This is a genomic window from Burkholderia sp. Ax-1720, assembly GCF_011753035.1.
In the GTDB taxonomy this organism is placed as follows: domain Bacteria; phylum Pseudomonadota; class Gammaproteobacteria; order Burkholderiales; family Burkholderiaceae; genus Burkholderia; species Burkholderia gladioli.
Genome location: NZ_VWWK01000115.1, coordinates 1 through 23,734 on the forward strand (window position 1 = coordinate 1; position 23,734 = coordinate 23,734).

Here is a 23,734-nt window from a genome sequence, read left to right on the forward strand (position 1 = left end):
CGCCCAGCGCGCCGTGCCAGGCACGCGCACGGGCGGTGCCGGCCCACTGCACCACGGCAGCCGGCGTGGCGGCCGGGAGCGTGCCGAGCAGGCCGGCGGCGACGCGCTCGATGCGGCTCATGCCCATGTAGATCACCAGGGTGGTGCCGGCGGCCGCGAGCGCGGCCTAGTCGGGCTCGCCGTGGTCCTGCAGGTGCGCGGTGACGAAGGTCACGCCCTGACAGTGACGGCGATGCGTGAGCGAGACGCCCAGTTCGGCGGCCGCCGCGAAACCGGAGGAGATGCCGTTGACGATCTCGACCGGAACGCCGGCCGCGTGCAGGGCGGCCAGCTCCTCGCCGGCGCGGCCGAACAGCAGCGCGTCGCCGCCCTTGACGCGCACCACGTGCAGGCCGCGCAGCGCGTAGCGGCGCATCAGCTTCTCGATGAAGGCCTGCGGGGTGGAGCGGCAGCCGCCGCGCTTGCCGACGCGCACGATGCGCGCTTGCGGCGCGAGCTCGGCCACGGCGGGGTCGACCAGGTCGTCGAGCAGCACCACGTCGGCGGCGGCCAGGCGCCGGGCGGCGCGGATCGTCAGCAGCTCCGGATCGCCGGGGCCGGCGCCGAGCAGGGTGACCTTGCCAGTGGGGTTCGTCATTCTCGTCAGTTCCAGTGTGGCGCACGACGCGGCGCGCGCCGCCGGAACCGCACGACGCCGCGCGCCGGCCATGCGGCCGGGCGTTCGGGACGCCGTTGTCCGGATGGGCCGCCGCGATACGCCGCGCGGCCCGGTTCGTCTGTCTTGCGTGCGCCGACATCGTTGCCGGCACGTTTCCTTTATTGCAATAAGCGCGCCAGCTTCATTGCGGCGCGTCATGACGCGGCCGAGAGGCCGGCGCGACGCGGCAGGCAGGCGCGCGGCCGATGGTGCCGAGCGGCCGGCGGCGGCCGCCGGATCCCGGGGCGGCACCCGCTCGCGGTGCATGACGATCGCACGTCGGCAGTGCTGCGCCGCACCACAACTGTGCGGAACTGCGTCATCGCGTGACGCGCCGGGCCGGTGCAAGCGCTCGTGAAATCGCCGGAAAGCCAGGCCGGACGAGGAAAACCCTCATCTGGCACGACGCTTGCAAAGCATCGACCGGGCGCGTCAACGGCGACGTGCCCGGCAGCAACGAATACTGAGCGGCCCGGCAACGGGCTTTCTGGACAACGGCGTCCTGTGCATCCGGTCTCTCGACCGGGTTCGCAGGACGCCGTTTCGTTTTGGTAGACCCCACATGTCAAACAAGGCCACCCGCATCGATCTGTTCAGCTTCGGCACCGCGCCGATGCGTGCCTTCCACCTCACCTGGATGGCGTTCTTCGTCTGCTTCTTCGCGTGGTTCGCCTGCGCGCCGCTGATGCCGCTGATCGCCAGGCAGTTCCAGCTCAGCGCGGGCCAGGTGGCCGACATCAATATCGCCGCGGTGGCCGCCACCATCCTGGTGCGCCTGCTGGTGGGCCCGCTTTGCGACCGCTTCGGCCCGCGCCGCGTCTATACCGGCCTGCTGGTGCTCGGCGCGATCCCCGTGATCGCGATCGCCTTCGCGCACGACTACTGGAGCCTGTTGCTGTGCCGGCTCGGCATCGGCGCGGTCGGTGCCAGCTTCGTGATCACCCAGTACCACACCTCGGTGATGTTCGCGCCCAACGTGGTGGGCACCGCGAACGCGACCACCGCCGGCTGGGGCAATGCCGGCGCGGGCGCGGCCCAGGCGCTGATCCCGCTGTTCGTGTCGGCCGCGCTGCTGCTGGGCCTGGGCGACGGCTCGGCCTGGCGCGTCGCGCTGGTGGTGCCCGGCATCGCCATGCTGCTGATGGCGGTGGCGTACTGGCGCGGCACGCAGGACAGCCCGCGCGGCGATTTCGTGACGCTGCGCGCACGTGGCGAGACGGTCGAGAGCGGCAAGAAGGGCGGCTGGGCGAGCTTCGTTGCCGCGTCCCGGAACTACCGCGTCTGGATGCTGGCCATCACCTACGGCGCGTGCTTCGGGGTCGAGGTGTTCATCCACAACATCGCCTCGCTCTACTACGTGAACCACTTCCAGTTGTCGCTGCGCGACGCGGGCCTCGCGGCCGGCATCTTCGGCCTGCTGGCGCTGTTCGCGCGGGCGCTCGGCGGCTGGCTGTCGGATCGCATCGCCGCGCGCCGCGGTCTCGCGGTGCGCTCGATGCTGCTGGCGGTGCTGATCGCCGGCGAGGGGCTCGGCCTGCTGGCGTTCTCGCATGCGGGGGAGGTCGGCCTGGCGGTGCTGGCGATGGTCGCCTTCGGCCTGTTCACCCACATGGCCTGCGGCGCGACCTATGCGCTGGTGCCCTTCGTCGATCGCAACGCGCTGGGCGGGGTGGCCGGCATCGTCGGCGCGGGCGGCAACGTGGGGGCGGTGGCCGCCGGCTTCCTGATGAAGGGCGTGGGCGACGTGCAGGCCACGCTCACCCTGCTCGGCGGCGTGGTGCTGGTCACCTCGCTGTGCGCGATCGCGGTGCGCTTCAGCGCCGAGCACATGGCCCGCGAGGCCGCGCTGCGCGCCAGCGCGCTCGCCGCGAACGTCGTCAACTGATACCAGGCACACGGAGAAACCCACCATGAATCCTATCGTCGTCATCGGTCACGGGATGGTCGGCCACAAGCTGCTCGAATCGCTCGCCGCCTTGCCGGAGCAAGCCTCGCGCGTCATCGTGCTGTGCGAGGAACCGCGTCCCGCCTACGATCGCGTCCATCTTTCCGAATTCTTCGCCGGCAAGTCGGCCGAGGATCTCTCGCTGGTCGCGCCGGGCTTCTTCGAGGCGCATCCGCAATTCGAGCTGCGCCTGGGCACCGCCGCCGCCGCGATCGATCGCGCCGCGCGCACCGTCACGCTCGCCGACGGCGAGACCATCGCATACCACAAGCTGGTGTTCGCCACCGGCTCCTCGCCCTTCGTGCCGCCCGTGCCGGGCCGCGATCGCGAGGATTGCTTCGTCTACCGGACCATCGAGGACCTGGTCGCGATGCAGGCCTGCGGGGCGCGCGCCAGCTCGGGCGTGGTGGTGGGCGGCGGCCTGCTCGGCCTCGAATGCGCCAAGGCGCTGCGCGACATGGGCCTCGACACGCACGTGGTGGAGTTCGCGCCGCGCCTGATGGCGGTGCAGGTCGACGAGGGTGGCGGCAGCATGCTGCGCGGCCGGATCGAGGCGCTCGGCGTGCAGGTGCATACCGGCCGGAACACGCTGGAGATCGTCGACGGCGAGGCCGGCACGCATCGCATGCGCTTCGCCGACGGCAGCCATCTGGACACCGACATGATCGTGTTCTCGGCCGGCATCCGCCCGCGCGACCAGCTTGCGCGCGACTGCGGCCTGGAGATCGGCCCGCGCGGCGGGATCGCGATCGACAGCGCCTGCCGCACCAGCGATGCCGACATCTACGCGATCGGCGAATGCGCGGCCTGGAACGGCCAGACCTTCGGCCTGGTGGCGCCGGGTTACGACATGGCGCGGGTGGTCGCGCAGCAACTGGCGGGCGGCGACGCCGTGTTCGCCGGCGCCGACCTGAGCACCAAGCTCAAGCTGATGGGCGTGGACGTGGCCAGCATCGGCGACGCGCACGCGAAGAGCGCGGGCTGCCGCGTGGTGCAGTACGCGGACGGGCGTCGCGAGGTCTACAAGAAGCTGGTCACCTCGGCCGACGGCAAGCAACTGCTCGGCGCGGTGCTGGTGGGCGACGCGGCCGAATACGGCACGCTGCTGCAGATGATGCTGAACTGCATCGAGCTGCCGGCCGAGCCCGAGGCGCTGATCCTGCCGCAGTCGGACGGCGCCGCCAAGCCGGGCCTGGGCGTCGACGCGCTGCCGGACACCGCGCAGATCTGCTCCTGCAACAACGTCTCGAAGGGCCAGCTCTGCGAGGCGGTGGCCAATGGCGCGACCTCGATCGGCTCACTGAAGTCCTGCACCGGCGCCGGCACCTCCTGCGGCGGCTGCGTGCCGCTGGTCACCCAGGTGATGAAGGCCGAGATGAAGAAGCAGGGCCTGGCCGTCAACAATCACCTCTGCGAGCACTTCGCCTACTCGCGCCAGGAGCTCTACCACCTGGTGCGCGTGGAGGGCATCCGCAGCTTCGGCGAGCTGCTGGCGAAGTACGGCAAGGGGCTCGGCTGCGATATCTGCAAGCCCACTGCGGCCTCGATCCTGGCCTCCTGCTGGAACGAGTTCGTGCTCAAGCGCGAGCACGCGAGCCTGCAGGATTCGAACGACTACTACCTGGCCAACATCCAGCGCGACGGCACCTATTCGGTGGTGCCGCGCATGCCGGGCGGCGAGGTCACGCCGGAAGGCCTGATCGCGGTCGGCCAGGTGGCGAAGAAATACGGCCTCTATACCAAGATCACCGGCGGCCAGCGCGTCGACCTGTTCGGCGCGCGCGTCGAGCAATTGCCGCTGATCTGGGAGGAGCTGATCGTGGCCGGTTTCGAGTCGGGCCATGCCTACGGCAAGTCGCTGCGCACCGTGAAGTCCTGCGTGGGCTCGACCTGGTGCCGCTACGGCGTGGGCGATTCGGTCGGCCTCGCGATCGACCTGGAGAACCGCTACAAGGGCCTGCGCGCGCCGCACAAGATCAAGTTCGGCGTGTCGGGCTGCACCCGCGAATGCGCCGAGGCGCAGGGCAAGGATGTCGGCGTGATCGCCACCGAGAAGGGCTGGAACCTCTATGTCTGCGGCAACGGCGGGATGAAGCCGCGCCACGCCGAGCTGCTGGCTTCCGACCTCGATCGCGAGACCCTGATCCGCTACGTCGACCGCTTCCTGATGTTCTACATCCGCACCGCGGATCGCCTGCAGCGCACCAGCACCTGGCGCGACAACCTCGAGGGCGGGCTCGACTACCTGATCGACGTGGTGGTCAACGACCGGCTCGGCCTCGCCGAGGAACTCGAGGCGCAGATGGCGCACGTGGTCGAGACCTACGAATGCGAGTGGAAGAAGGCCGTCAGCGACCCGGCCACGCGCCGCCGCTTCCGCCATTTCGTCAACAGCGAGGCGGCCGACACCACCATCGCCTTCGTCGAGGAACGCGGCCAGATCCGGCCGGCGACGCCCGAGGAACGCGCCGAGGCGCCGGCCGCCACCGAAGCCTTGACGGCCTGAGTGCCGCCCACTCATCACGAATTCCGGAGAACCCTGATGCAAGCACCATCGACCGTTTCGTCCACCTCGTCCGCCTCGCCCGCCTCGAGCTGGACGCCCGTTTGCCAACTGAACGACATCGTGCCGAACACGGGCGTCTGCGCGCTCGTCAACGGCGGCCAGGTCGCCGTCTTCCGCGTCGAGGCCGGCGACGGCGCCAGCGACATCTACGCGATCGACAACATCGACCCGCATTCGCGCGCCGCGGTGCTCTCGCGCGGCCTGGTCGGCAGCCTCGGCGAGCGCGTGGTGGTGGCCTCGCCGCTGTTCAAGCAGCACTTCGACCTGCGCACCGGCGAGTGCGTGGAGGCGCCCGAGAAGTCGGTCGGCGTCTATGCCTCGCGCATCGAGGACGGGCTGGTCTGGGTCGGCACGGCCTGAGCGGCGGCACGAGACTGAACGGATCGGCAGGGAACCGGCGGGCGAACACGGAGCAGGCATGGCGAGCACGAGCGTGAAGACGGTGTGTCCTTACTGCGGCGTCGGCTGCGGGATGGTGCTGCATGTCGAGGACGGCGAGGTGGTCAAGGTATCGGGCGATACCGAGCACCCGTCGAACTTCGGCCGGCTCTGCACCAAGGGCTCGTCGGCGCACGTCGCGCTGCGTCATGCCGGGCGGCTGGAAACGGCCTACCTGCGCGACGCGCGCGAGCGCGATCCGGTGCCGCTGGCGGTGGACGAGGCGATCGTCGAGACCGCGCGCCGGCTGCGCGAGGTGCTCGACACGCACGGGCCCGATGCGCTGTCCTTCTACGTATCGGGGCAGATGTCGATCGAGGCGCAATACCTCGTCAACAAGCTCGCCAAGGGCTACATCCGCACCTCGCACGTCGAGTCGAACTCGCGGCTCTGCATGGCCAGCGCCGGCAGCGGCTACAAGCTCTCGCTCGGCGCCGACGGGCCGCCCGGCTCGTACCAGGATTTCGACCGCGCCAAGCTGTTCTTCGTGATCGGCGCGAACATGGCCGACTGCCACCCGATCCTGTTCCTGCGCATGATGGATCGCGTAAAGGCGGGCGCCAGGCTGATCGTGGTGGACCCGCGCCGCAACACCACCGCCGACAAGGCCTCGCTGTTCCTGCAGATCAAGCCCGGTACCGACCTCGCCCTGCTCAACGGGCTGCTGCATCTGCTGCACGCCGAAGGCCATGCCGACGCGGCTTTCATCGAGGCCCATACCGAAGGCTGGGAGGCGATGCCGGCCTTCCTGGCCGACTACACGCCCGACAAGGTGGCCGCCATCACCGGCCTGGCCGAGGCCGACATCCGCCGCGCCGCGAGCATGATCGGCGAGGCGCGCGACTGGATGAGCTGCTGGACCATGGGCCTGAACCAGAGCACGCGCGGCACCTGGCATACCAATGCGATCTGCAACCTGCACCTGGCCACCGGCGCGATCTGCCGGCCCGGCAGCGGGCCGTTCTCGCTGACCGGGCAGCCCAACGCGATGGGCGGGCGCGAGATGGGCTACATGGGCCCGGGCCTGCCGGGCCAGCGCAGCCTGCTCGACGACGAGGACCGCCGCTTCGTGGAGGAGGTCTGGCGCCTGCCGGCCGGCACGCTGCGTCGCGACGGCGGCGGGGGCGGCACCATCGACATGTTCGAGAAGATGGCCGCGGGCGAGATCAAGGCCTGCTGGATCATCTGCACCAACCCGGTGGCGACCGTGGCCAACCGCGCCAAGGCGATCGCCGGCTTGCAGGCGGCCGAGCTGGTGATCGCGCAGGATGCCTTCCTCGACACCGAGACCAATCGCTATGCCGACATCCTGCTGCCGGGCGCGCTGTGGGCCGAGGCCGAGGGCGTGATGATCAACTCGGAGCGCAACCTGACGCTGACGCGGCAGGCCATCGAGCCGCCCGGCGAGGCGCGCGCCGACTGGGCAATGGTGGCGGCGGTGGCGCGCGAGATGGGGTTTCGCGAGGCCTTCGACTACGACTCGGCAGAACAGGTGTTCGACGAGATCGTGCGCTTCTCGAACCCGAGGACGGGCTACGACCTGCGCGGCGCGAGCCATCGCGCCTTGCGCGCGACGCCGCTGCAATGGCCCTGTCCGCCCGACGATGCGAACGACCGCCACCCGCTGCGCTACCTCAACGACGGCGTGAGCCAGCCGCTGCGCGTGGCCGGGGACGGCAGCGTGCCGGCCCTGGTGTTCCCGACGCCGTCCGGCCGCGCGCGTTTCCTCGCGCGCCCTCATGCCGAGGCGACGGACCTGCCCTGTGCCGAATTCCCGATCGTGCTCAACACCGGGCGCCTGCAGCACCAGTGGCACACCATGACCAAGACCGGCAAGGTGGCGATGCTCAACAAGCTGAACCCCAAGCCCTTCGTCGAGGTGCATCCCGAGGACGCGGCCGCGCTCGGCATCGCCGCCAACGACAGCGTCGAGCTGCGTTCGCGGCGCGGGCGTGCGGTGCTGCCGGCGGTGGTGACCGACCGCGTGCAGCCGGGCGCCGCCTTCGCGCCGATGCACTGGAACGACGTGTATGGCGACGATCTCTGCGTCAATGCCCTGACCAGCGACGCCGTCGATCCGATCTCGCTGCAACCCGAACTGAAATTCTGCGCGGTGTCGCTGACGCGGGTTGCGTCCGCGGCCGCCGTCGCGCCGGCGCAAGCCGCCGGCGCGGCCCCTGAATCGAACCCGCAGGCCGCCGCTCCGATCGCGGCGGCCGCGCACCAGGAATCGACCATGTCCGCAGCTCTCGACACCTTCGCGGCCGCGCTCGGCCTGCAGGATCTCGCCGCGCCGCGCCTGAGCGATGCCGAACGCGTCTATCTCGCCGGCTTTCTCAACGGCCTGCGCGCCGCGCCCGCCGACGGCGTGCCGGTGCTGCCGGGCAACGCGCCTTGCGCGCCGGCCACGCGCCTGTGGCTCGACGGCATGCTGGCCGGGCTCTACAGCCGCGCGCCGCGCGCCGAGTTGCCGGCCGTGCCCGGTGCCGGTTTGCCGATCCCGGGCGCGGGCGGCGCGATCGAGGCGCAGGATGCCGCGGCCGGCGTGCGGATCGTCCATGCGCGGCCGAAGGTGGTGCTGCTCTGGGCCTCGCAGACCGGCAACATCGAATCGCTGACCGAGCTCTACGCCACGCTGCTGATGAACTCGGGTTTCGAGATTCGCGTGGCCTGCATGGCCGATGCCACGCCCGCCGTGTTCGCGAACGCGCAATACGCGCTGCTGATGACGAGCACCTTCGGCGACGGCGACGCGCCGGACAACGGCGCCGCGTTCTGGGACGCGCTCGCGGCCGAGGGCGCAGCGCGCGTCGAGGGCCTGCGCTACGCGGTGCTGGCCTTCGGCGACCGCAACTACGACGCGTTCTGCGGCCACGGCCGCCGGCTCGACGCGCGGCTGGCCGAGTTGGGCGGCGAGCGTCTGGGCGAGCGCGTCGATTGCGACGTCGAATTCCAGCCCGCCGCCGATAGCTGGCTGGAGCGCGTGATCGCGCGCATCAAGGCGGTCGACGCGGCGCTGCACGCGGTGCCCGACGGCGGCGCGATTCCCTCGCTGCTGCCCACCAAGGCGCGGCCGGCGGCCTCGAAGCTGGTGGCCAACCTGAAGCTGAACCAGCCCGGCGCGGCCAAGGACACGCGCTACCTGTCGCTGTCGACCGAGGGCACCGCGCTCGAATACGAGGCGGGCGACGCGCTCGGCATCTGGCCGACCAACTGCCCGTCGGTGGTCGACGAGCTGCTGGGCCTGACCAGGCTATCGGGCGACACGCCCGTGACGGTGAGCGGCGTCGGCGACGTGCGGCTGGCCGATGCGCTGGGCCGGCATCTCGACATTACCCGCCCGCATCCCGATGCGCTCGCGCTGATCGCCGAGCGCAGCAGCAACGGCGCGCTGAAGTCGCTGCTGTCGGACGAGCGCAAGGGCGATCTCAAGAACTGGTTGTGGGGGCAACAACTGGCCGACGTGCTGCACGAATTCCCGGTCGATCTGTCGGCGGCCGAGCTGGTCGGCATGCTCAAGCGGATCCAGCCGCGCCTGTATTCGATCGCGTCGAGCCCGGCCGCGCATCGCGACGAGGTGCACCTGACCGTCTCGGCGGTGCGCTACAGCAACGGGCGGCGCGATCGCAAGGGCGTGGCCTCGACCTTCCTGGCCGATCGTGCCGGCGACGGCGGCGTGCCGGTGTTCGTGCAGAAGTCCGCGCACTTCCGGCCGCCCGCGAGCGGCGAGGTGCCGATCGTGATGGTCGGGCCCGGCACCGGCATCGCGCCGTTCCGCGGCTTCCTGCACGAGCGCCGCGCGCGCGGCGCGAGCGGGCGGAACTGGCTGTTCTTTGGCGAGCAGCATGCGGCCACCGATTTCTACTACCGGGACGAGCTGGCCGCGATGCGCGAGGACGGCCTGCTCACGCACCTGGACCTGGCCTTCTCGCGCGACCAGGAAAGCAAGGTCTACGTGCAGGACCGCATGCGCGAGCGCGGCGCCGAGCTGTGGTCCTGGCTGGAGGCCGGCGCGCATTTCTACGTCTGCGGGGATGCCTCGCGGATGGCCAAGGATGTCGACCTGGCGCTGAAGGACGTGGTCGCCGCGCATGGCGGCATGGACGAGGCGAGGGCGGGGGAGTATGTGGCGCGGATGTCGAAGGAGCGGCGGTATCTGCGGGATGTGTATTGAGCGGAACCGGCCGGCGCGATGCCGGCCGGTTCGGCGCGCCGCTGCCACGCGGCGCCGAATGCCTGGGCGGTTCGCCGCGATGCCGGTCGGGCAGCGTGGCGAAGCGCATCGTCACCCCGTCAGGGCGTGATCGTATCCCCCAGCACCACCCCCTCGCGACGCGGATCGGTGCCGCCTTGCAGCAGGTTCGTGCCGTTGCGCTGGATGCGCAGCACGGTGTTCACGCCGCTGGCCTGTGCCGAGGTCGAGACGGTGTGGCCGAGCGCCTTGAGCCCTGCGATCAGCGGATCGTTCGCGCCGTTGTTGCTGGTGTCGACGTTCGGATGCTCGCCGCCGATCGTGGTGGTCGGGCTGTTGCTGGCGCCGAAGTCGATCAGCCCGGCCGATTGCTGCGCGTCGAGCCCCCAGTCGAGCGTGCCGACCAGCGTCTTCAGCACGTATTGCGGGATCGTGCCGCCGCCGGGCGAGCCGGTCGCCATCACGAAATCGCCCTTCGAGCCGTCCGCCGCGACCTTGAACACGATGGTCGGCGCCATCGAGCTGCGCGGCCGCTTGCCCGGCTGCACGCGATTCGCGACCAGCGCGCCGGTGCCGTCGGTGGGCGCCGCCGAGAAGTCGGTCAGCTGGTTGTTGAGCAGGAAGCCGTGCGTCATGTGGAACGAACCCATGCTCGACTCCACCGTGGTGGTCGCGCTCAGCACGTTGCCGTCGCCGTCGACGATGGTGAACTGGTTGGTGCCGTGCTCGATCAGGGTGGTATCGACGCCGAGCGGAATCGCGCCGAGATCGCCGGGCTGCGCCGTGCCCATGCTCCTGGTGGTGCTGATCAGGGCCGCCCGCTGCTTCAGGTAGGGCTTGTTCAGCATGGTGTCGGCGCTGCCGCCGGGCAGCGGGATGAAGTCCGTGTCGGCCACGTACTTGTCGCGGTCGGCATAGGCCAGGCGCTCGGCCTCGGTGATCAGGTGCACGCCCTGCACGCTCGGCTTGCCGCCTTCGAGGTCGATCGCCGCCGGGCCCATCGACTTCAGGTCGAAGTTCTCCAGGATGCCGAGCGCCGAGGCCACCGCGATCCCGCCCGACGACGGCGGCGGCATCCCGCAGACCCAGTAGCTGCCGCGATAGGTGGTGCAGATCGCGTCGCGGCGCTTGGCCTGGTAGGCCGCGAGGTCGGCCAGGGTGGTCTTGCCCGGGGTGATCTTCGAGCCGTCGGCAGCCGTGGTGGTGGCGATCTTGGCGACGATGTCCTGTGCGATCGCACCCGTGTAGAGCGCATTCGCGCCGTTCTGTGCCATCTGCGTCAGCGCATCGGCATAGGCGGGATTCTTCAGCACGGTGCCGAGCGCCTTCGGCGAGCCGTCGGCGTTGAAGAAGTAGGCGGTGGCCTCGGCGTCGCGCTTCAGGCTCGCGGCGTTCGAGGAGATCGCGGCCGCCAGCCGGCCGCCGATCGGGAAGCCGTTGCTGGCCAGCGAGATCGCATCGCCGAACAGGTCGCGCCACGGCAGCTTGCCGTGGTCGCGCTGCAGCAGCTCGATCAGGCGCGGCACGCCGATGGTGCCGATCGAACGCCCGCTCGCGCGCGCGCTCGGCACCGGCGCGGACTGGTCGCTGGTGTCGTCGACATAGCGCAGGTAGTTCTCGGTGGCGGCCGCCGGTGCCGTCTCGCGGCCGTCGTAGGCCTGCAGCGTCTTGTTGCGCGCATCGAAGTACAGCAGCACGCCGCCCGAGCCGAGCCCGGTCGCCTCGGGCACGGTCAGGCCGAGCACGGCCTGCACGGCCACCGCCGCGTCGGCGGCGGTGCCGCCCTTGCGCAGCACCGCGCAACCGGCCGCGCTCGCGTAGGCGTTCGAGGTGGCCACCAGGTAGCTTTTCGCGGTGATCGGCTTGAGGCCCTTGCGATAACCGGAAGCGGGCTCGGGCAGGGACGGGTCGCCGGGCTGGCTCGAACCGACCACGGCGGTCGAGCCGCTGCTGTCGATCGCCAGGCAGGTGGAATCGGTGGTGGCGGGCGGGGTGGAGGCGGCGGGGGCGGATGTTTCGGTGTCGCCACCGCATGCCCCCATCAACGTGGCCGCGAGCACCGCGGAAACGTAGGGCAGGAGTCTGGGCTTGTTCATCGGATCGCGAGAGGGATTTGTTTTGTGAATTGGCGCCGCGCGTCGTCTCATGCGGCAAAACGCGCCGATCGATAGTTGCCGAAAATATTTCAATTGGCAATCGGAAGTATTTCCAGTCCACAACGCCTGCTTACGGCTGAGACACAATCCCGGTGGGGCTCGGCGCGGCATGAAGCATTCGGAAGCGGCTCGGAAGCAATCCATTTCGCGTCGTGTTGCATGCCGTTGGCGCCCGGATACCGAGCGAATCCGGCAATGCAGTTTTGCAGCACGGCGCCTCTATGCCGGCGGCGCCCTGGGCGATACTGCGCGCCGTGTCCTGCCCTCGGCCTGCCGCCGCAAGCCGCCAGGCCACGCGCCGCTTCCGAGACACCCCCGCCGCGGCGCCGCTCGACGCGATACCAACAGACCCGTTCGATTTCCGCCATGCCCACATCCCGAATCCTTGCCGAATCCCTGCGCTCCCTGATCCGCACCGCCGACGAAGCCGCCGCGCTGATCGCGCCGAACATGACGGTCGCGATGAGCGGCTTCACCGGCTCCGGCTACCCGAAGGCCGTGCCCGCCGCGCTGGCGACGCGCATCTCGGCCGCGCATGCGCGCGGCGAGGACTTCCGGATCAACGTGCTGACCGGCGCCTCGACGGCGCCCGAACTCGATGGCGCGCTGGCCAAGGCGGACGGCATCTCGATGCGCCTGCCGTATCAATCGGATCCGATCCTGCGCGAGAAGATCAATGCCGGCGAACTCGACTACCAGGACATCCACCTGAGCCATGTCGCGCAATACGCCTGGTTCGGGCTGTTCGGCGACCTGGACGTGGCGGTGGTGGAAGTGGCCGGCATTCGCGAGGACGGGCTGCTGATTCCCTCGGCTTCGGTGGGCAACAACAAGACCTGGCTCGACCAGGCCAAGAAGGTGATCCTCGAGGTGAATACGCGGCAGCCGCTCGGCCTCGACGGCATGCACGACATCTACTACGGCACCGCGCTGCCGCCGCATCGCAAGCCGATCCCGCTGGTGGCCGCCGACGACCGGATCGGCGAACCCTACCTGCGCTGCCCGGCCGAGAAGATCATCGCGATCGTCGAGACCGACGCGCCCGATCGCAGCAATGCCTTCAACGCGCCGGACGCCACCTCCAAGCAGATCGCGGCCCACCTGATCGACTTCCTGCGCCACGAGATCGGCCGCGGCCGCCTGCCGGCGAACCTGCTGCCGCTGCAATCGGGCGTGGGCAACATCACCAACGCGGTGCTGGCGGGGCTCGGCGAGGGCGGCTTCACGAACCTGAGCGCCTACACGGAAGTGATCCAGGACGGCATGCTCGACCTGCTCGCCAACGGCACGCTGAGCTTCGCCTCGGCCACCGCGCTGTCGCTGAGCCCCGAGGCGGTGAAGCGCTTCGCCGACGACATCGCGCTGTTCCGCTCGAAGATCCTGCTGCGCCCGCAGGAGATCAGCAACCACCCGGAGCTGGTGCGCCGGCTCGGCTGCATCGCGATGAACGGCATGATCGAGGCCGACATCTACGGCAACGTGAACTCGACGCACGTGATGGGCACGAAGATCCAGAACGGCATCGGCGGCTCGGGCGACTTCGCGCGCAACGGCTACCTGTCCTGCTTCATGTCGGCGAGTACCGCGAAGGGCGGCACGATTTCGCGGATCGTGCCGATGGCCAGCCATGTCGACCACACCGAGCACGACGTGGGCGTGGTGGTGACCGAACAGGGCCTGGCGGACTTGCGCGGGCTGTCGCCGCGCCAGCGTGCGCGCAAGATCATCGATACCTGTGCGCATCCGGACTTCCGCCCGATGCTGGCCGACTACTTCGAGCGCGCGAGCCGCGAGAGCTTCGGCAAGCAGACGCCGCATCTGCTGGGCGAGGCGCTGTCCTGGCACGAGCGTTTCGTGCGCACGGGCAGCATGAAGCCCTGAGCCCCTGAAACGCGGTAGACATGGCGAGCGGTGCAAGGCCGCTCGCCCGATTCAGGCATGTTCCCGCGAGCGGCGCCGCAAACCCCGGCCGCCGCGCGAAGCGCGAAACCGGCGTATCCCTTCATGCCGGCCTTTCCCCGCCGTTCATTCTCAGGCCGCGCCGGCGAGCGGCTCCGCCAGATCCACCTCGGCCCCGATGCGCGTGGCGTCGCGATAGGACGTTGCGTGCCGCGCATGACGCTTCGGTGCGCCGAGCGTGAAGGCACGGCGGCGCGACGCCTCGCCCGAACGGGAGGCCAGCGTGGTGGCAATGGAGACGCGCCAGCCGGCGCAAGGCTCAGCGGGCCGCATGACTGGCGAGATGCTGACGGATCAGCGCGAGGTAGTGATCGCCGACGGAGTGATCGGTGGCGGCGCGGCGTACCGGACGCTGGATCGTGAGCGGCGGCCGCAGCCCGAGATAGCGGCACAGCGCCGAGACATAGGGCTTGCGCGTGCGCCCGAGCTGATGCAGCGCCCGCGCGACGCGGATATCACCGGCCTGGCTGCGCAGCCAGGCGAAGACCTGGCGGTCGGTGTCGTTGACAAGTCGTACGCGATGTTCCATGGCTCACCTCGATACTGGTTATCAATACAGTGCTGTAAATATATCCAGTATTTTGGGCGCGCACAATCGAAACAAACGGGGCCGGACAGTTCCGGCCGAACGGCCTGTCCAGGGCCCGTCACGGGCTGCCCCGAAGGCGCCGAAAGCCGCGCCGGCCGGCGCGGAAACCCGCTTGCGGCGCGTCGGCGCGGTTGCCATTTCGGTGCCCAGCTAATATCATTCGCGAGTTGCAAATAAGAATCATTATCGCGGTGGTGCGTCCGGGCCGGGCATTCCACGAGCGGATTCGGCCGGCAGTCGAGAGCGCTTCCCAATCCGGCCGGCGCCAGGAAGGGCAGCCCGGCGGTTCGCGCGGCCGCGGGATCGCGTTACGCTACGCGCCATGGCAGTCGCCCGAGCCGGGCCCCGGCCCACGCAAGGCATCACCAGAACACACCATGAACTCGAGGAAACACGGATGACTCGCGACCAGCGCGACACCCAGCGCGCGAACTACGGCGGCACGCTGATCCAACTGCTGCGGCCGTTCCTGCCGATCACGCTGATCGCGACCCTGCTCGGCATCGCGGGCGGCCTCTGCACCGCCTGGCTGCTGTCGGTGATCAATACCAGCCTGCATGCGCCCGAGGGCATCGGCACGAAGACGGCCGTCACCTTCGTCGCGCTCTGCCTCGTCACGCTGTTCTGCAGCGCCGTCGCCGGGATCGGCAACAGCGTCACGGGCCAGCGCATCATCGCCGCGCTGCGCAAGGACATTTCCGCGCGCATCGTCTGCGCCCCGGTGGCCGCGCTCGAACGCTACAAGACGCACCGCCTGCTCTCGACGCTGAACAGCGACGTCGAGACCGTCAGCGCCTTCACCTTCAGCTTCCCGAACTTCGCCGTCGCGGCGGCCGTCGCGGCCGGCTGCGTGGCCTACATGCTGGTGCTCTCGCCGGTGCTGTTCCTGATCGCGCTGGTGGCGATCATCGTCGGCGCGCTGATCAACCAGTACGCGAGCCTCAAGTGGGGGCAGTACTACCGCGGCGTGCGCGGCGCGCAGGACGACCTGCAGAAGCAGTACCGCGCGATCACCGAAGGCGCCAAGGAACTGCGCATCAACCGCGACCGGCGTCAGCGCGTGTTCGGCGTGCGCCTGGCGGGCGCGGCCGACCAGGTGGCCGACCTGAAGATCAAGGCGATGCGCCTCTATTACGGCGCGAGCGCCTCGGTCACCACGCTGTTCTTCATCGTGATCGGCGTGCTGCTCCTGCTGCAGCAGCGCCTGGGCGTGTCGCCCGAGGTGGTCAGCGGTTTCGTGATCGTGCTGCTCTACGTGCGCGGCCCGGTCGAGACCATCGCCAGCAGCCTGCCGGCGCTGAGCCAGGCGCGCATCTCGTTCCAGCGGATCGCCGAGCTGACCGAGCAGTTCACCAACCGCGAGGCGCGCCTGCTCGACGGCGAGGCGCCGGCGCCGCTGGCCGAACTGCGCGAGATCGAGCTGCGCCACGCGTCCTGGGAATTCCCGGCGGTGGGTGAGCAGCCGCCGTTCCGCCTCGGCCCGATCGACCTGCGCATCGAGCGCGGCGAGATGCTGTTCGTGATCGGCGAGAACGGCAGCGGCAAGACCACCCTGATCAAGCTGCTGCTCGGGCTCTACGAGGCCGGGCAGGGCGAGCTGCTGTTCAACGGCGAGCCGGTGCCGGCCGAGCGCATGGACGCTTACCGGCAGCTGTATTCGGCGGTGTTCGCCGACTATCACCTGTTCGAGGACCTGGTGGTGCACGATCCGGCGCTCATCGCGCGTGCGCAGGCCTATCTGGAGCAACTGGAGATCGCGCACAAGGTGAAGATCGAGGACGGCGTGTTCTCGACCATCGATCTATCCACCGGGCAGCGCAAGCGCCTGGCCCTGGTGCACGCGATGCTCGAGCAGCGCCCGATCATGATGTTCGACGAATGGGCGGCCGACCAGGATCCGACCTTCCGCCGCGTGTTCTACACCGTGTTCCTGCCGGAGCTGAAGCGCCAGGGCAAGACCCTGATCGTGGTCTCGCACGACGATCGCTACTTCCACGTGGCCGATCGCGTGATCCGCATCGAGCGCGGCCAGATCATCCAGACCGCGCGCGGCGATGCCTTCACCTACGAGGATCGCGGCAGCACGCGCCTGGAGGACCTGGCCGCCACTCACGACAGCGCCCGCACGCATTGACGCCGGGCGCGATGCCCGGGCCGCCGGGCGGCCCGGGTTCATCAAATCTGATCGATCTCAGATCGACGAACGACCGAGCCACTCGCGCACGTGATCGGCGCGCGAGGGACGCGGCGGCGGCGCATCCTGCGACACCGGCGTGCCGACCAGCAGGAAGCCGAGCAGGCGATCGCCGGGCTCGAAATCGAGCGCGGCGGGCAGCTTCGGATCGTAGCTGTCGTCGCCGGTGATCCAGAACGCGCCGTAGCCGAGCGCATGGATCGTGTTCAGCATGTTCATCGTCGCGGCGCCCGTCGAGAGCAGTTGCTCGACCTCGGGGATGCCGCCGTCCTCGCGGATCGCGGCCGCCACGGCGATGATCAGCGGCGTCGAGCGGGCCGTGTCGCCGCGCGATTCGAGTTCGTCGCGCGTGAGTTGCGGCTCGCGCGCGGCGGCCAGCTCGACCAGCACCTCGGCCAGCTCGGCGCGGGCCTCGTCGCGGATCAGCGCGAAGCGCCAGGGGCGCAGTTGCGCATGGTCGGGCGCGCGCATCGCGGCGTCGAAGATCAGCTCGATCTCCTCGTCGCGCGGTGCCGGCTCGGCGAGCTGGAAATGCGATTGTCGCGACAGCAGGATGTCGACGAGCGCGCGGCCGGCCGGGGCGGCGGCATGGGCGAGGGTGGCGGGACTGGCTTGCGTCATGGTCGGAGTGCTCCGTTGTTCGAGGTCGCAATATGATGCGCAACTGTCACAATTTATGCAAATGATTCTCATTTGCATTTTTGTCGGTTATCGTAATACCCATGCGCGGCGAGGGCTTGCCGTGCAGCCGTGCCGGTGTGGTGCCTTCGGGCCGCGCCGGATTTTCCCGGACCACGGATTTCGCCGAAGCCGCCGCGCCGATGCGCGCGGCGGCTGGCCCGGCAAGTCCGCTCTTCGACGATTCATCCATGCCGATGCCGGTACTCGAACAATTGCAGGGAGCGGGGCTGCGGGCGACCTTGCCTCGCGTGAAGGTGCTGGAGTTCTTCGCGGCGGCGGGCCCGCGCCACGTCAGCGCCGAAGATGTGTTTCGCCACCTGATGGCCGAGAAGATCGACATCGGCCTCGCCACGGTGTATCGCGTGCTGTCGCAATTCGTCGAGGCGGGCATCCTGACCAGCGGCACGCTCGACGGCAACCGGCACGTCTTCGAGCTCAACGACGGCAAGCGCCACGATCACATCATCTGCCTGAGCTGCGGCAAGGTGGACGAGTTCTCGGACCCGCTGATCGACGGCCGCGAGAAGGCCGCGGCCGATGCGCTGGGCTACCTGCTGACCGGTCACCATCTCGTGCTGCACGGCTACTGCGCCGATTGCCGGCCGAAGCAGCGGCCGGCGCCCGGCGAGGCTGCGCTGGCCGGCGCGGCCGGGCACGAGGACCGGCAGGGCGCGGGCTGAACGGCCCGCTCGCGGCCGGCCGGCGCGGGAAGGATGATCCTGCAGGAGTCTCGCGGATCATTTCGGAATCGAGCATGATCGTTGTGCCTGCAACGATATATCATGCGGGTCGATTCATCGCGTGGCGGGATTCGCGGCAGCCGTCACCGATGTTCAATCGCGTCATCGCACGCGTCTCATAACAACAAATCAATAGTCCGACTGGGGATAGGGCGAAGCCTGCCTGCCAAGCGCGGGCGCTTCGCATTCGACATCACCGGCCGCGCGCGAGGGCTCGCTCGCGGCATGGCATTACGGATTGAATCAGCATGTTCCTATCAGTTTCAACGAAGCGGCGCGGCGCGATTGGCCGATCCGGCCGGCTGCTTCGTCATGGCCTGGCCGCGCTGTCGCTGTTGGCGGGGCTCGCGGGCGTGGCCGCGATTGCCGGCTGCGCCGGCTCGGCACCGGCGCCCGGCATGGCCCGGATCGAGACCGGCGGCGGCGACACGGTGCTGATCCGGCGCACCGCCGACGGCATCCCGCACATCGAGGCCGGCGATTGGGAGGCGCTCGGTTACGGCTACGGCTATGCGCAGGCCAGCGACAACCTCTGCACCATGGCCGAGGCCTTCGTCACTTATCGCGGCGATCGTTCGCGCTATTTCGGCGCCCAGGGCAAGCCCGCGGCACGCTCGACGCTGGGCGAGCCGACCAACCTCGATTCCGATTTCTTCTTCCGCCTGGCCGATTCGGCGGGCAGCATCGAGCACTATCGCGACAGCCAGTCCGAGCGGTTCCGCCAGCTCGTGCGCGGTTTCGCGGCCGGCTACGACCGTTACCTCGGCGAGCTTCGCGCGGGCGGCGCGCCGGGGCGCCACCTGGCCTGTCGCGCGGCGCCCTGGCTGGCGGACATCTCCGATGCGGATATCTACCGGCGCCTGAACGCGGCCAACCTGGCCGGCGGCGAGGCGCGCTTCGTCGAGGCGATCGCCAACGCGCATCCGCCGGCGGCCGCCCAGGCGGCTTCACCGAGCGCGCGGCAGCCCGCCTCTCGACCGGTCCCGCAGCCCGCTTCGCCGGCCGCCTCGCAGCCTGCTCTGCAACCCGCCCCGCATGTCGCCCGCGATACCGCCCGCGATACCGCCGCGCTCGCGCTGGCCGGGCTCGACCCGAACCAGCTGCATGTCGGCGGCCATTACGGCATCGGCAGCAACGGCATGGCCTTCGGCCGCGACGCGACGGGCGGCGAGCCGATCCTGTTCGGCAATCCGCATTGGTTCTGGAGCGGCCCGGACCGCTTCTACCAGGCGCAGCTGACGATCCCGGGCCAGCTCGATGTCAGCGGCGCATCCTTCCTGGGCGTGCCCGTGATCATGATCGGCTTCAACGACGAGGTGGCCTGGACCCACACGGTATCGAGCGCGCGTCGCTTCGGCGTGTTCCAGCTCCGGCTCGCCGACGACGATCCCACCCAGTACCTGATCGACGGCCGGCGCGTCGCGATGCGGCCCGTCACGCTGACGGTGCCGGTGCGGCAGCCCGACGGCACGCTGGGCGGGGTGACGCGCACGCTCTACACCACCGAATACGGGCCGGTGGTCGACCTGTCGTCGTGGTCGCCGGCGCTGGGCTGGACGCGTGGGCAGGCCTTCGCGCTGCGCGACGTGAACAGCGACAATCACCGGATCTTCCAGACCTTCCTCGATTTCGGGCGCGCGGGCTCGCTGGATGCCTTCGTCGCCACCTTGAAGACCTCGGCCGCGATGCCCTGGGTCAATACGCTGGTGGTCGGGCGCCGGCAGCCCGAGGTCTGGTACGCCGACGTCGGCAACGTGCCGGACGTGCCCGATACGCTGGCCGATCGCTGCACCACGCCGCTGGGCAAGGTGGTCGACGCGAAGCTGCCGGGCGTGCCCTTCCTCGACGGCTCGCGCGCGGCCTGCGCCTGGCGCGGCGACGCCGCCGCGGTCCAGCGCGGCTCGATGCCGGCCGCGGCGATGCCCTTGCTGGCCCGGCGCGACTTCGTGGCCAACATGAACAACAGCTACTGGCTCGCCAACCCGGCGGCGCCCTTGAGCGGTTTTCCGCGCGTGATGGGGATCGGCGTCGCGCCGCTCGACCTGCGCGCGCGGCTCGGCCTGCAGCTCGCCGGCCAGGCCGCCGCTCCGGACGGCGCGCCGGAGCAGGGCGCCGCCCGCAAGCCGCTGACGGCCGCCGAGGTGCGCCGCTTCACGCTCGAGGGCGATACGCTGGCCGCCACGCTGTTCAAGCGGCCGGTGCTCGACCAGGTCTGCGCGAGGGCGCGGATCGCGGTCGCGCGCGATCCGCTGAGCGGGGCGAGCTTCACGCCGCCGCGCACGGTCGAGACCGCCGACGCGTGCCGGATCCTGCGAGCCTGGAACGGCGCGGCCGAACGTGACGCGCGCGGTGCCTATCTGTGGGATCGGTTCTGGGAGCGCGCCCAGAAGATCGACGCCGGCAAGCTCTATGCGAAGCCCTTCGATCCGGCCGATCCGCTGCACACGCCGGCCGGCATCCGCGCGGGCGAGCCGGCCGTGGCCGAGGCCTTCGGCGCGGCGATCCTGGCCGTCGGCGAGGCGGGTTACGCGCTCGACGCGACGCGCGGCGAGACGCTCTACCTGACGCGCGACGGCGTGCCGGTGCCGCTCTATGGCGGCTGCTCGGGCCTCGGTTATTTCGCCTCGATCTGCCACTACGGCGAGAGCCGGGCGAACGCGCCGATCTCGGCCGACACGGTCGGCGGCAACAGCTATCTGCAGGTGGTGAGCTTCGACGCGCATGGCGCCGATGCCTACACGCTGCTCGCGCATTCGGAATCGGACGATCCGGCCTCGCCGCATTTCGCCGACGGCACGCGCCGTTACGCGGAGCGTCGCTGGCTGCGCGTGCCGTTCGACGAGCACGAGATCGCCGCCGACCCGCAACTGCAGGTGACGCGGCTGACGATGCCCGCCGCGCCGGACCGGCCACGCCCGGCCGTCGCGGTGCGCTGAGCGTCGCGGGCGCGGGCCGCTGCGCCGCACGCAAGGCCCATTCAAATCGCGTGAGTTCGCGTGCGATAGGCGGGCCGCCTACCCGCTATCGCCCCGTCCTTGCGCGGGGATCGGCCCGGCCCCGTCCCGTCCGCCCGACCGATCCCCGCGCGCCGTTTTCCCTTCCCGCCGCGATTGCCCTCTACAATCCGGGAACCGTGCCGGCCCGCGCCGCGCTTGGTCGCCCAGGCGATCGGCGCGCGGCCCGGCCATTCCCCACCGATTCGAACGAGAGGACTCGCCGTGAAGTTCATCCACGCGGCCGATATTCACCTGGACAGCCCCCTGCATGGCCTGAGCGCGTATCCCGATGCGCCGGCCGCGCAGCTTCGCAATGCCTCGCGCGAGGCGCTGCGCGCGCTGGTCGACCGCGCCATCGAGGAAGCCGTGGCCTTCGTCGTGATCGCGGGCGACCTGTACGACGGCGACTGGAAGGACCACAACACCGGCATCTTCTTCGGCCAGCAGATGGGCCGGCTGCGCGGCGCCGGGATCCCCGTCTACCTGCTGTGGGGCAACCACGACGCCGAGAGCGAGATGAGCAAGAAGCTGACGCTGCCCGACAACGTGACGGTGTTTCCCTCGCGCAAGGCGGCGACCTTCCGGCTCGACGAGCTGAAGGTCGCACTGCACGGCCAGAGCTTTCGCGACAAGTCCGTGACCGACAACCTGGCGATCGCCTATCCCGATCCGGTGCCAGGCCATTACAACATCGGCGTGCTGCACACGGCGCTGGAGGGTTACGCGGCGCATGCGAACTACGCGCCGTGCTCGCGCGCCGAACTGCATGCCAGGGGCTACGACTACTGGGCGCTCGGCCATGTGCATGAATTCCAGCAATGGGACGAGGCCTCGACCATCGTGTTCCCCGGCAACCTGCAAGGGCGCCATATCCGCGAGACGGGCCGGCGCGGCGCGGTGCTGGTCGAGGTGGACGGCGCGCGCACGCGGGTCGAGCGGCTCTTCATCGACGTGCTGCGCTGGGAGGCGGTCGAGGTGGACGCGGGCGATTGCGAGACCATCGAGGCGCTGGCGCAGAAGACGGGCCGCGCGCTCGAAGCCTTGCTCGCCAGCGACGGTGAGGTGCCGCGCGCGGTGCGCGTGACGGTGACCGGCGCCTCGCCGCTGCACGGCCAGTTGTTCGGGCGCGCGGCCGAACTGCGTGCCGAGGTGCTGAACCAGATCGGCATCATCGGCAACGAGCGGCTCTGGCTGGAGAAGGTCAAGCTGCGCACCGAGCCCCCGGCGGCCGTGGCCGAGCACGGCGAGGCGCTCGAGGCGCTGGAGGACCTGAAGCGGATCCTCGCCGAGGCGGTCGACGATCCCGATTTCCTCGCGAGCCTCGATCGCGAGCTGAAACCCTTCGTCGGCAAGGTACGCAGCGAGGTGCGCGGCGAGGACGTGCCGATGCTGTCGAAGGCGCGCTCGGGCGAACTGTCGGCGCTGGTCGGCCAGGTCGGCGAGTCCTTGCTGGCCCGTCTGGCGCGGGGGGAATGAACGATGCGGATCCGTCAACTCGATCTGTTCAAGTACGGCAAGTTCACCGACGCCACGCTGCGTTTCCCGGCCGCCGCGCAGGATTTCCACGTGATCGTCGGGCCCAACGAGGCCGGCAAGTCGACCGTGCGCACCGCCGTGTCGGAACTGCTGTTCGGCATGAAGCAGCGCACGCCGCTCGATTTCCTGCACGACACGCCGGAGCTCCGGCTCGGCGGCCTGCTCGATCATGCCGGCGGCGCGCTGGCCTTCCATCGCGCGCGCGGGCGGACTTCGCTGCGCACGCCCGAGGACGGCAAGCTGCCCGACGACCATCTCGACGCCGTGCTCGACGGCGCGACGCGCGAGTTCTTCGAGCAGATGTTCGGGCTCGACCACGAGCGGCTGGTGGCCGGCGGGCGTAGCCTGCTCGACGCCTCGGACCGGCTCGGGCAGGTGCTGTTCGAATCGGCGGCCGGCGTCGGCAGCCTGGGCCCGGTGCGCGAGGAGCTGGAGGCGCTGCGTGCCGGCCTGTGGGCGCCGCGCGCCACGCGCACGAGCTTTGCCCTGGCGGAAGCCGATTTCTCCGCGGCCAGCAGCGAACTGAAGGCCGTCCAGGTGCGCACCCGCGACTGGACCGAACGCCAGGATGCGCTCGACGCGGTACGCCGCGAGATCGCCGAGGCCGACGAACGGCGCCGGCAGGTGGACCGGCTGCGCTCCACGCTGGAACGCGTGCGCCGGCTCGCGCCTTATCTGCATGGCTGGCGCGAGAAGGCCGCGCAGGCCGCGCAACTGGCGGCGCTGGGCGGCGTGGTCGAGCTGCCGTCCAGCGCGACGGCCGACTTGCTGGCGGCGCGGGAAAAACTCGCGGTCGGCACCAAGGGCCTCGAATTCCATCGCGAGGACCTGGCCCGGCGGCAGGCCGCGCGCGAAGCCATCGTCGCCGATCCCGAGGCGCTGAAGTTCGCCGCCGAGATCGACGCGCTGGCGGCGCTGAGCGCGAGCTGCGCGGCGCATGAGAAGGCGCTGCCGGGCGTCGAGGCGGCCCGGCGGCAGCATCTCGACGCGGCGGCGGCGGCGGCCGGGCAATTGGGCTGGCCGCGCGAGGAAGCGGGCTTGCGCG

15 protein-coding genes and 1 pseudogene are annotated in these 23,734 nt (G+C 70.1%); 10 read left to right on the forward strand and 6 right to left on the reverse strand.

The annotated features are described in order from the left end of the window. Nucleotides 1-637, reverse strand: a pseudogene (gene cobA / locus F3J18_RS25465) (uroporphyrinogen-III C-methyltransferase); the annotation flags it as partial. Nucleotides 638-1,259: 622 nt separating this feature from the next. Between cobA and F3J18_RS25470 the strand changes: the two are divergent. From F3J18_RS25470 to F3J18_RS25485, 4 genes are read left to right on the forward strand one after another with little or no spacing between them, the layout of a single operon-like run. After that, nucleotides 1,260-2,582: an MFS transporter gene (locus F3J18_RS25470; protein WP_166914885.1), complete on the forward strand. Its 1,323-nt coding sequence runs from the start codon at nucleotides 1,260-1,262 to the stop codon at nucleotides 2,580-2,582. 25 nt (nucleotides 2,583-2,607) lie between these two features. After that, entirely contained in the window at nucleotides 2,608-5,148 is a 2,541-nt protein-coding gene (nirB, locus tag F3J18_RS25475) for a nitrite reductase large subunit NirB (RefSeq protein WP_166914887.1), read from the forward strand. 36 nt (nucleotides 5,149-5,184) lie between these two features. Further along, on the forward strand, nucleotides 5,185-5,568 hold the full coding sequence (gene nirD / locus F3J18_RS25480) for a nitrite reductase small subunit NirD (protein WP_166914889.1): 384 nt from the start codon (nucleotides 5,185-5,187) through the stop codon (nucleotides 5,566-5,568). Between the two features lie 58 nt (nucleotides 5,569-5,626). Continuing rightward, entirely contained in the window at nucleotides 5,627-9,820 is a 4,194-nt protein-coding gene (locus tag F3J18_RS25485; RefSeq protein WP_166914891.1) for a bifunctional nitrate reductase/sulfite reductase flavoprotein subunit alpha, read from the forward strand. Between the two features lie 119 nt (nucleotides 9,821-9,939). Here F3J18_RS25485 and F3J18_RS25490 read toward each other — a convergent pair whose 3' ends face one another. Continuing rightward, nucleotides 9,940-11,934, reverse strand: a complete 1,995-nt coding sequence (locus F3J18_RS25490) for a gamma-glutamyltransferase family protein (RefSeq protein ID WP_025099128.1) — start codon at nucleotides 11,932-11,934, stop codon at nucleotides 9,940-9,942. 426 nt (nucleotides 11,935-12,360) lie between these two features. Here F3J18_RS25490 and F3J18_RS25495 point away from each other — a divergent pair, with 426 nt between their 5' ends. Further along, complete coding sequence (locus F3J18_RS25495; RefSeq protein WP_013690444.1) at nucleotides 12,361-13,875, forward strand: acetyl-CoA hydrolase/transferase family protein; 1,515 nt, start codon at nucleotides 12,361-12,363, stop codon at nucleotides 13,873-13,875. Nucleotides 13,876-14,025: 150 nt separating this feature from the next. Here F3J18_RS25495 and F3J18_RS25500 read toward each other — a convergent pair whose 3' ends face one another. Both F3J18_RS25500 and F3J18_RS25505 read right to left on the reverse strand, forming a co-directional pair. After that, a complete protein-coding gene (locus F3J18_RS25500; RefSeq protein ID WP_124095454.1) occupies nucleotides 14,026-14,226 on the reverse strand; it encodes a hypothetical protein in 201 nt (66 codons plus the stop codon). Continuing rightward, nucleotides 14,213-14,482, reverse strand: coding sequence for a hypothetical protein (locus F3J18_RS25505; RefSeq protein WP_025099131.1), 270 nt, complete (start codon nucleotides 14,480-14,482; stop codon nucleotides 14,213-14,215). Before F3J18_RS25505 ends, F3J18_RS25500 begins: the two co-directional genes overlap by 14 nt. A 457-nt stretch (nucleotides 14,483-14,939) precedes the next feature. On the opposite strand from F3J18_RS25505, the gene F3J18_RS25510 reads away from it, so the two are divergent. Beyond that, nucleotides 14,940-16,676 carry a cyclic peptide export ABC transporter gene (locus F3J18_RS25510; RefSeq protein WP_166914893.1) on the forward strand — a complete coding sequence of 579 codons (1,737 nt, stop codon included), beginning with the start codon at nucleotides 14,940-14,942 and terminating at the stop codon, nucleotides 16,674-16,676. Nucleotides 16,677-16,733: 57 nt separating this feature from the next. Here F3J18_RS25510 and F3J18_RS25515 read toward each other — a convergent pair whose 3' ends face one another. Together F3J18_RS25515 and F3J18_RS25520 are read right to left on the reverse strand one after the other, a co-directional pair. Beyond that, nucleotides 16,734-17,357: a nitroreductase gene (locus F3J18_RS25515; RefSeq protein ID WP_025099133.1), complete on the reverse strand. Its 624-nt coding sequence runs from the start codon at nucleotides 17,355-17,357 to the stop codon at nucleotides 16,734-16,736. Between the two features lie 46 nt (nucleotides 17,358-17,403). After that, nucleotides 17,404-17,607, reverse strand: coding sequence for a hypothetical protein (locus F3J18_RS25520; protein ID WP_146129329.1), 204 nt, complete (start codon nucleotides 17,605-17,607; stop codon nucleotides 17,404-17,406). Here F3J18_RS25520 and F3J18_RS25525 point away from each other — a divergent pair. The 4 genes from F3J18_RS25525 to F3J18_RS25540 all read left to right on the forward strand — a co-directional run. Continuing rightward, nucleotides 17,606-18,097 (forward strand): Fur family transcriptional regulator, encoded by a 492-nt coding sequence (locus F3J18_RS25525; protein ID WP_060002151.1) that lies wholly within the window; start codon nucleotides 17,606-17,608, stop codon nucleotides 18,095-18,097. The two genes, F3J18_RS25520 and F3J18_RS25525, sit on opposite strands and share 2 nt — an antisense overlap. 308 nt (nucleotides 18,098-18,405) lie before the next feature. After that, on the forward strand, nucleotides 18,406-21,093 hold the full coding sequence (locus F3J18_RS25530; RefSeq protein WP_205195573.1) for a penicillin acylase family protein: 2,688 nt from the start codon (nucleotides 18,406-18,408) through the stop codon (nucleotides 21,091-21,093). A gap of 282 nt (nucleotides 21,094-21,375) precedes the next feature. Continuing rightward, complete coding sequence (locus tag F3J18_RS25535; RefSeq protein ID WP_166914895.1) at nucleotides 21,376-22,629, forward strand: DNA repair exonuclease; 1,254 nt, start codon at nucleotides 21,376-21,378, stop codon at nucleotides 22,627-22,629. A gap of 3 nt (nucleotides 22,630-22,632) precedes the next feature. Continuing rightward, nucleotides 22,633-23,734 (forward strand): AAA family ATPase (locus tag F3J18_RS25540; RefSeq protein ID WP_166914897.1); only part of this gene is annotated, 1,102 nt, incomplete at its 3' end.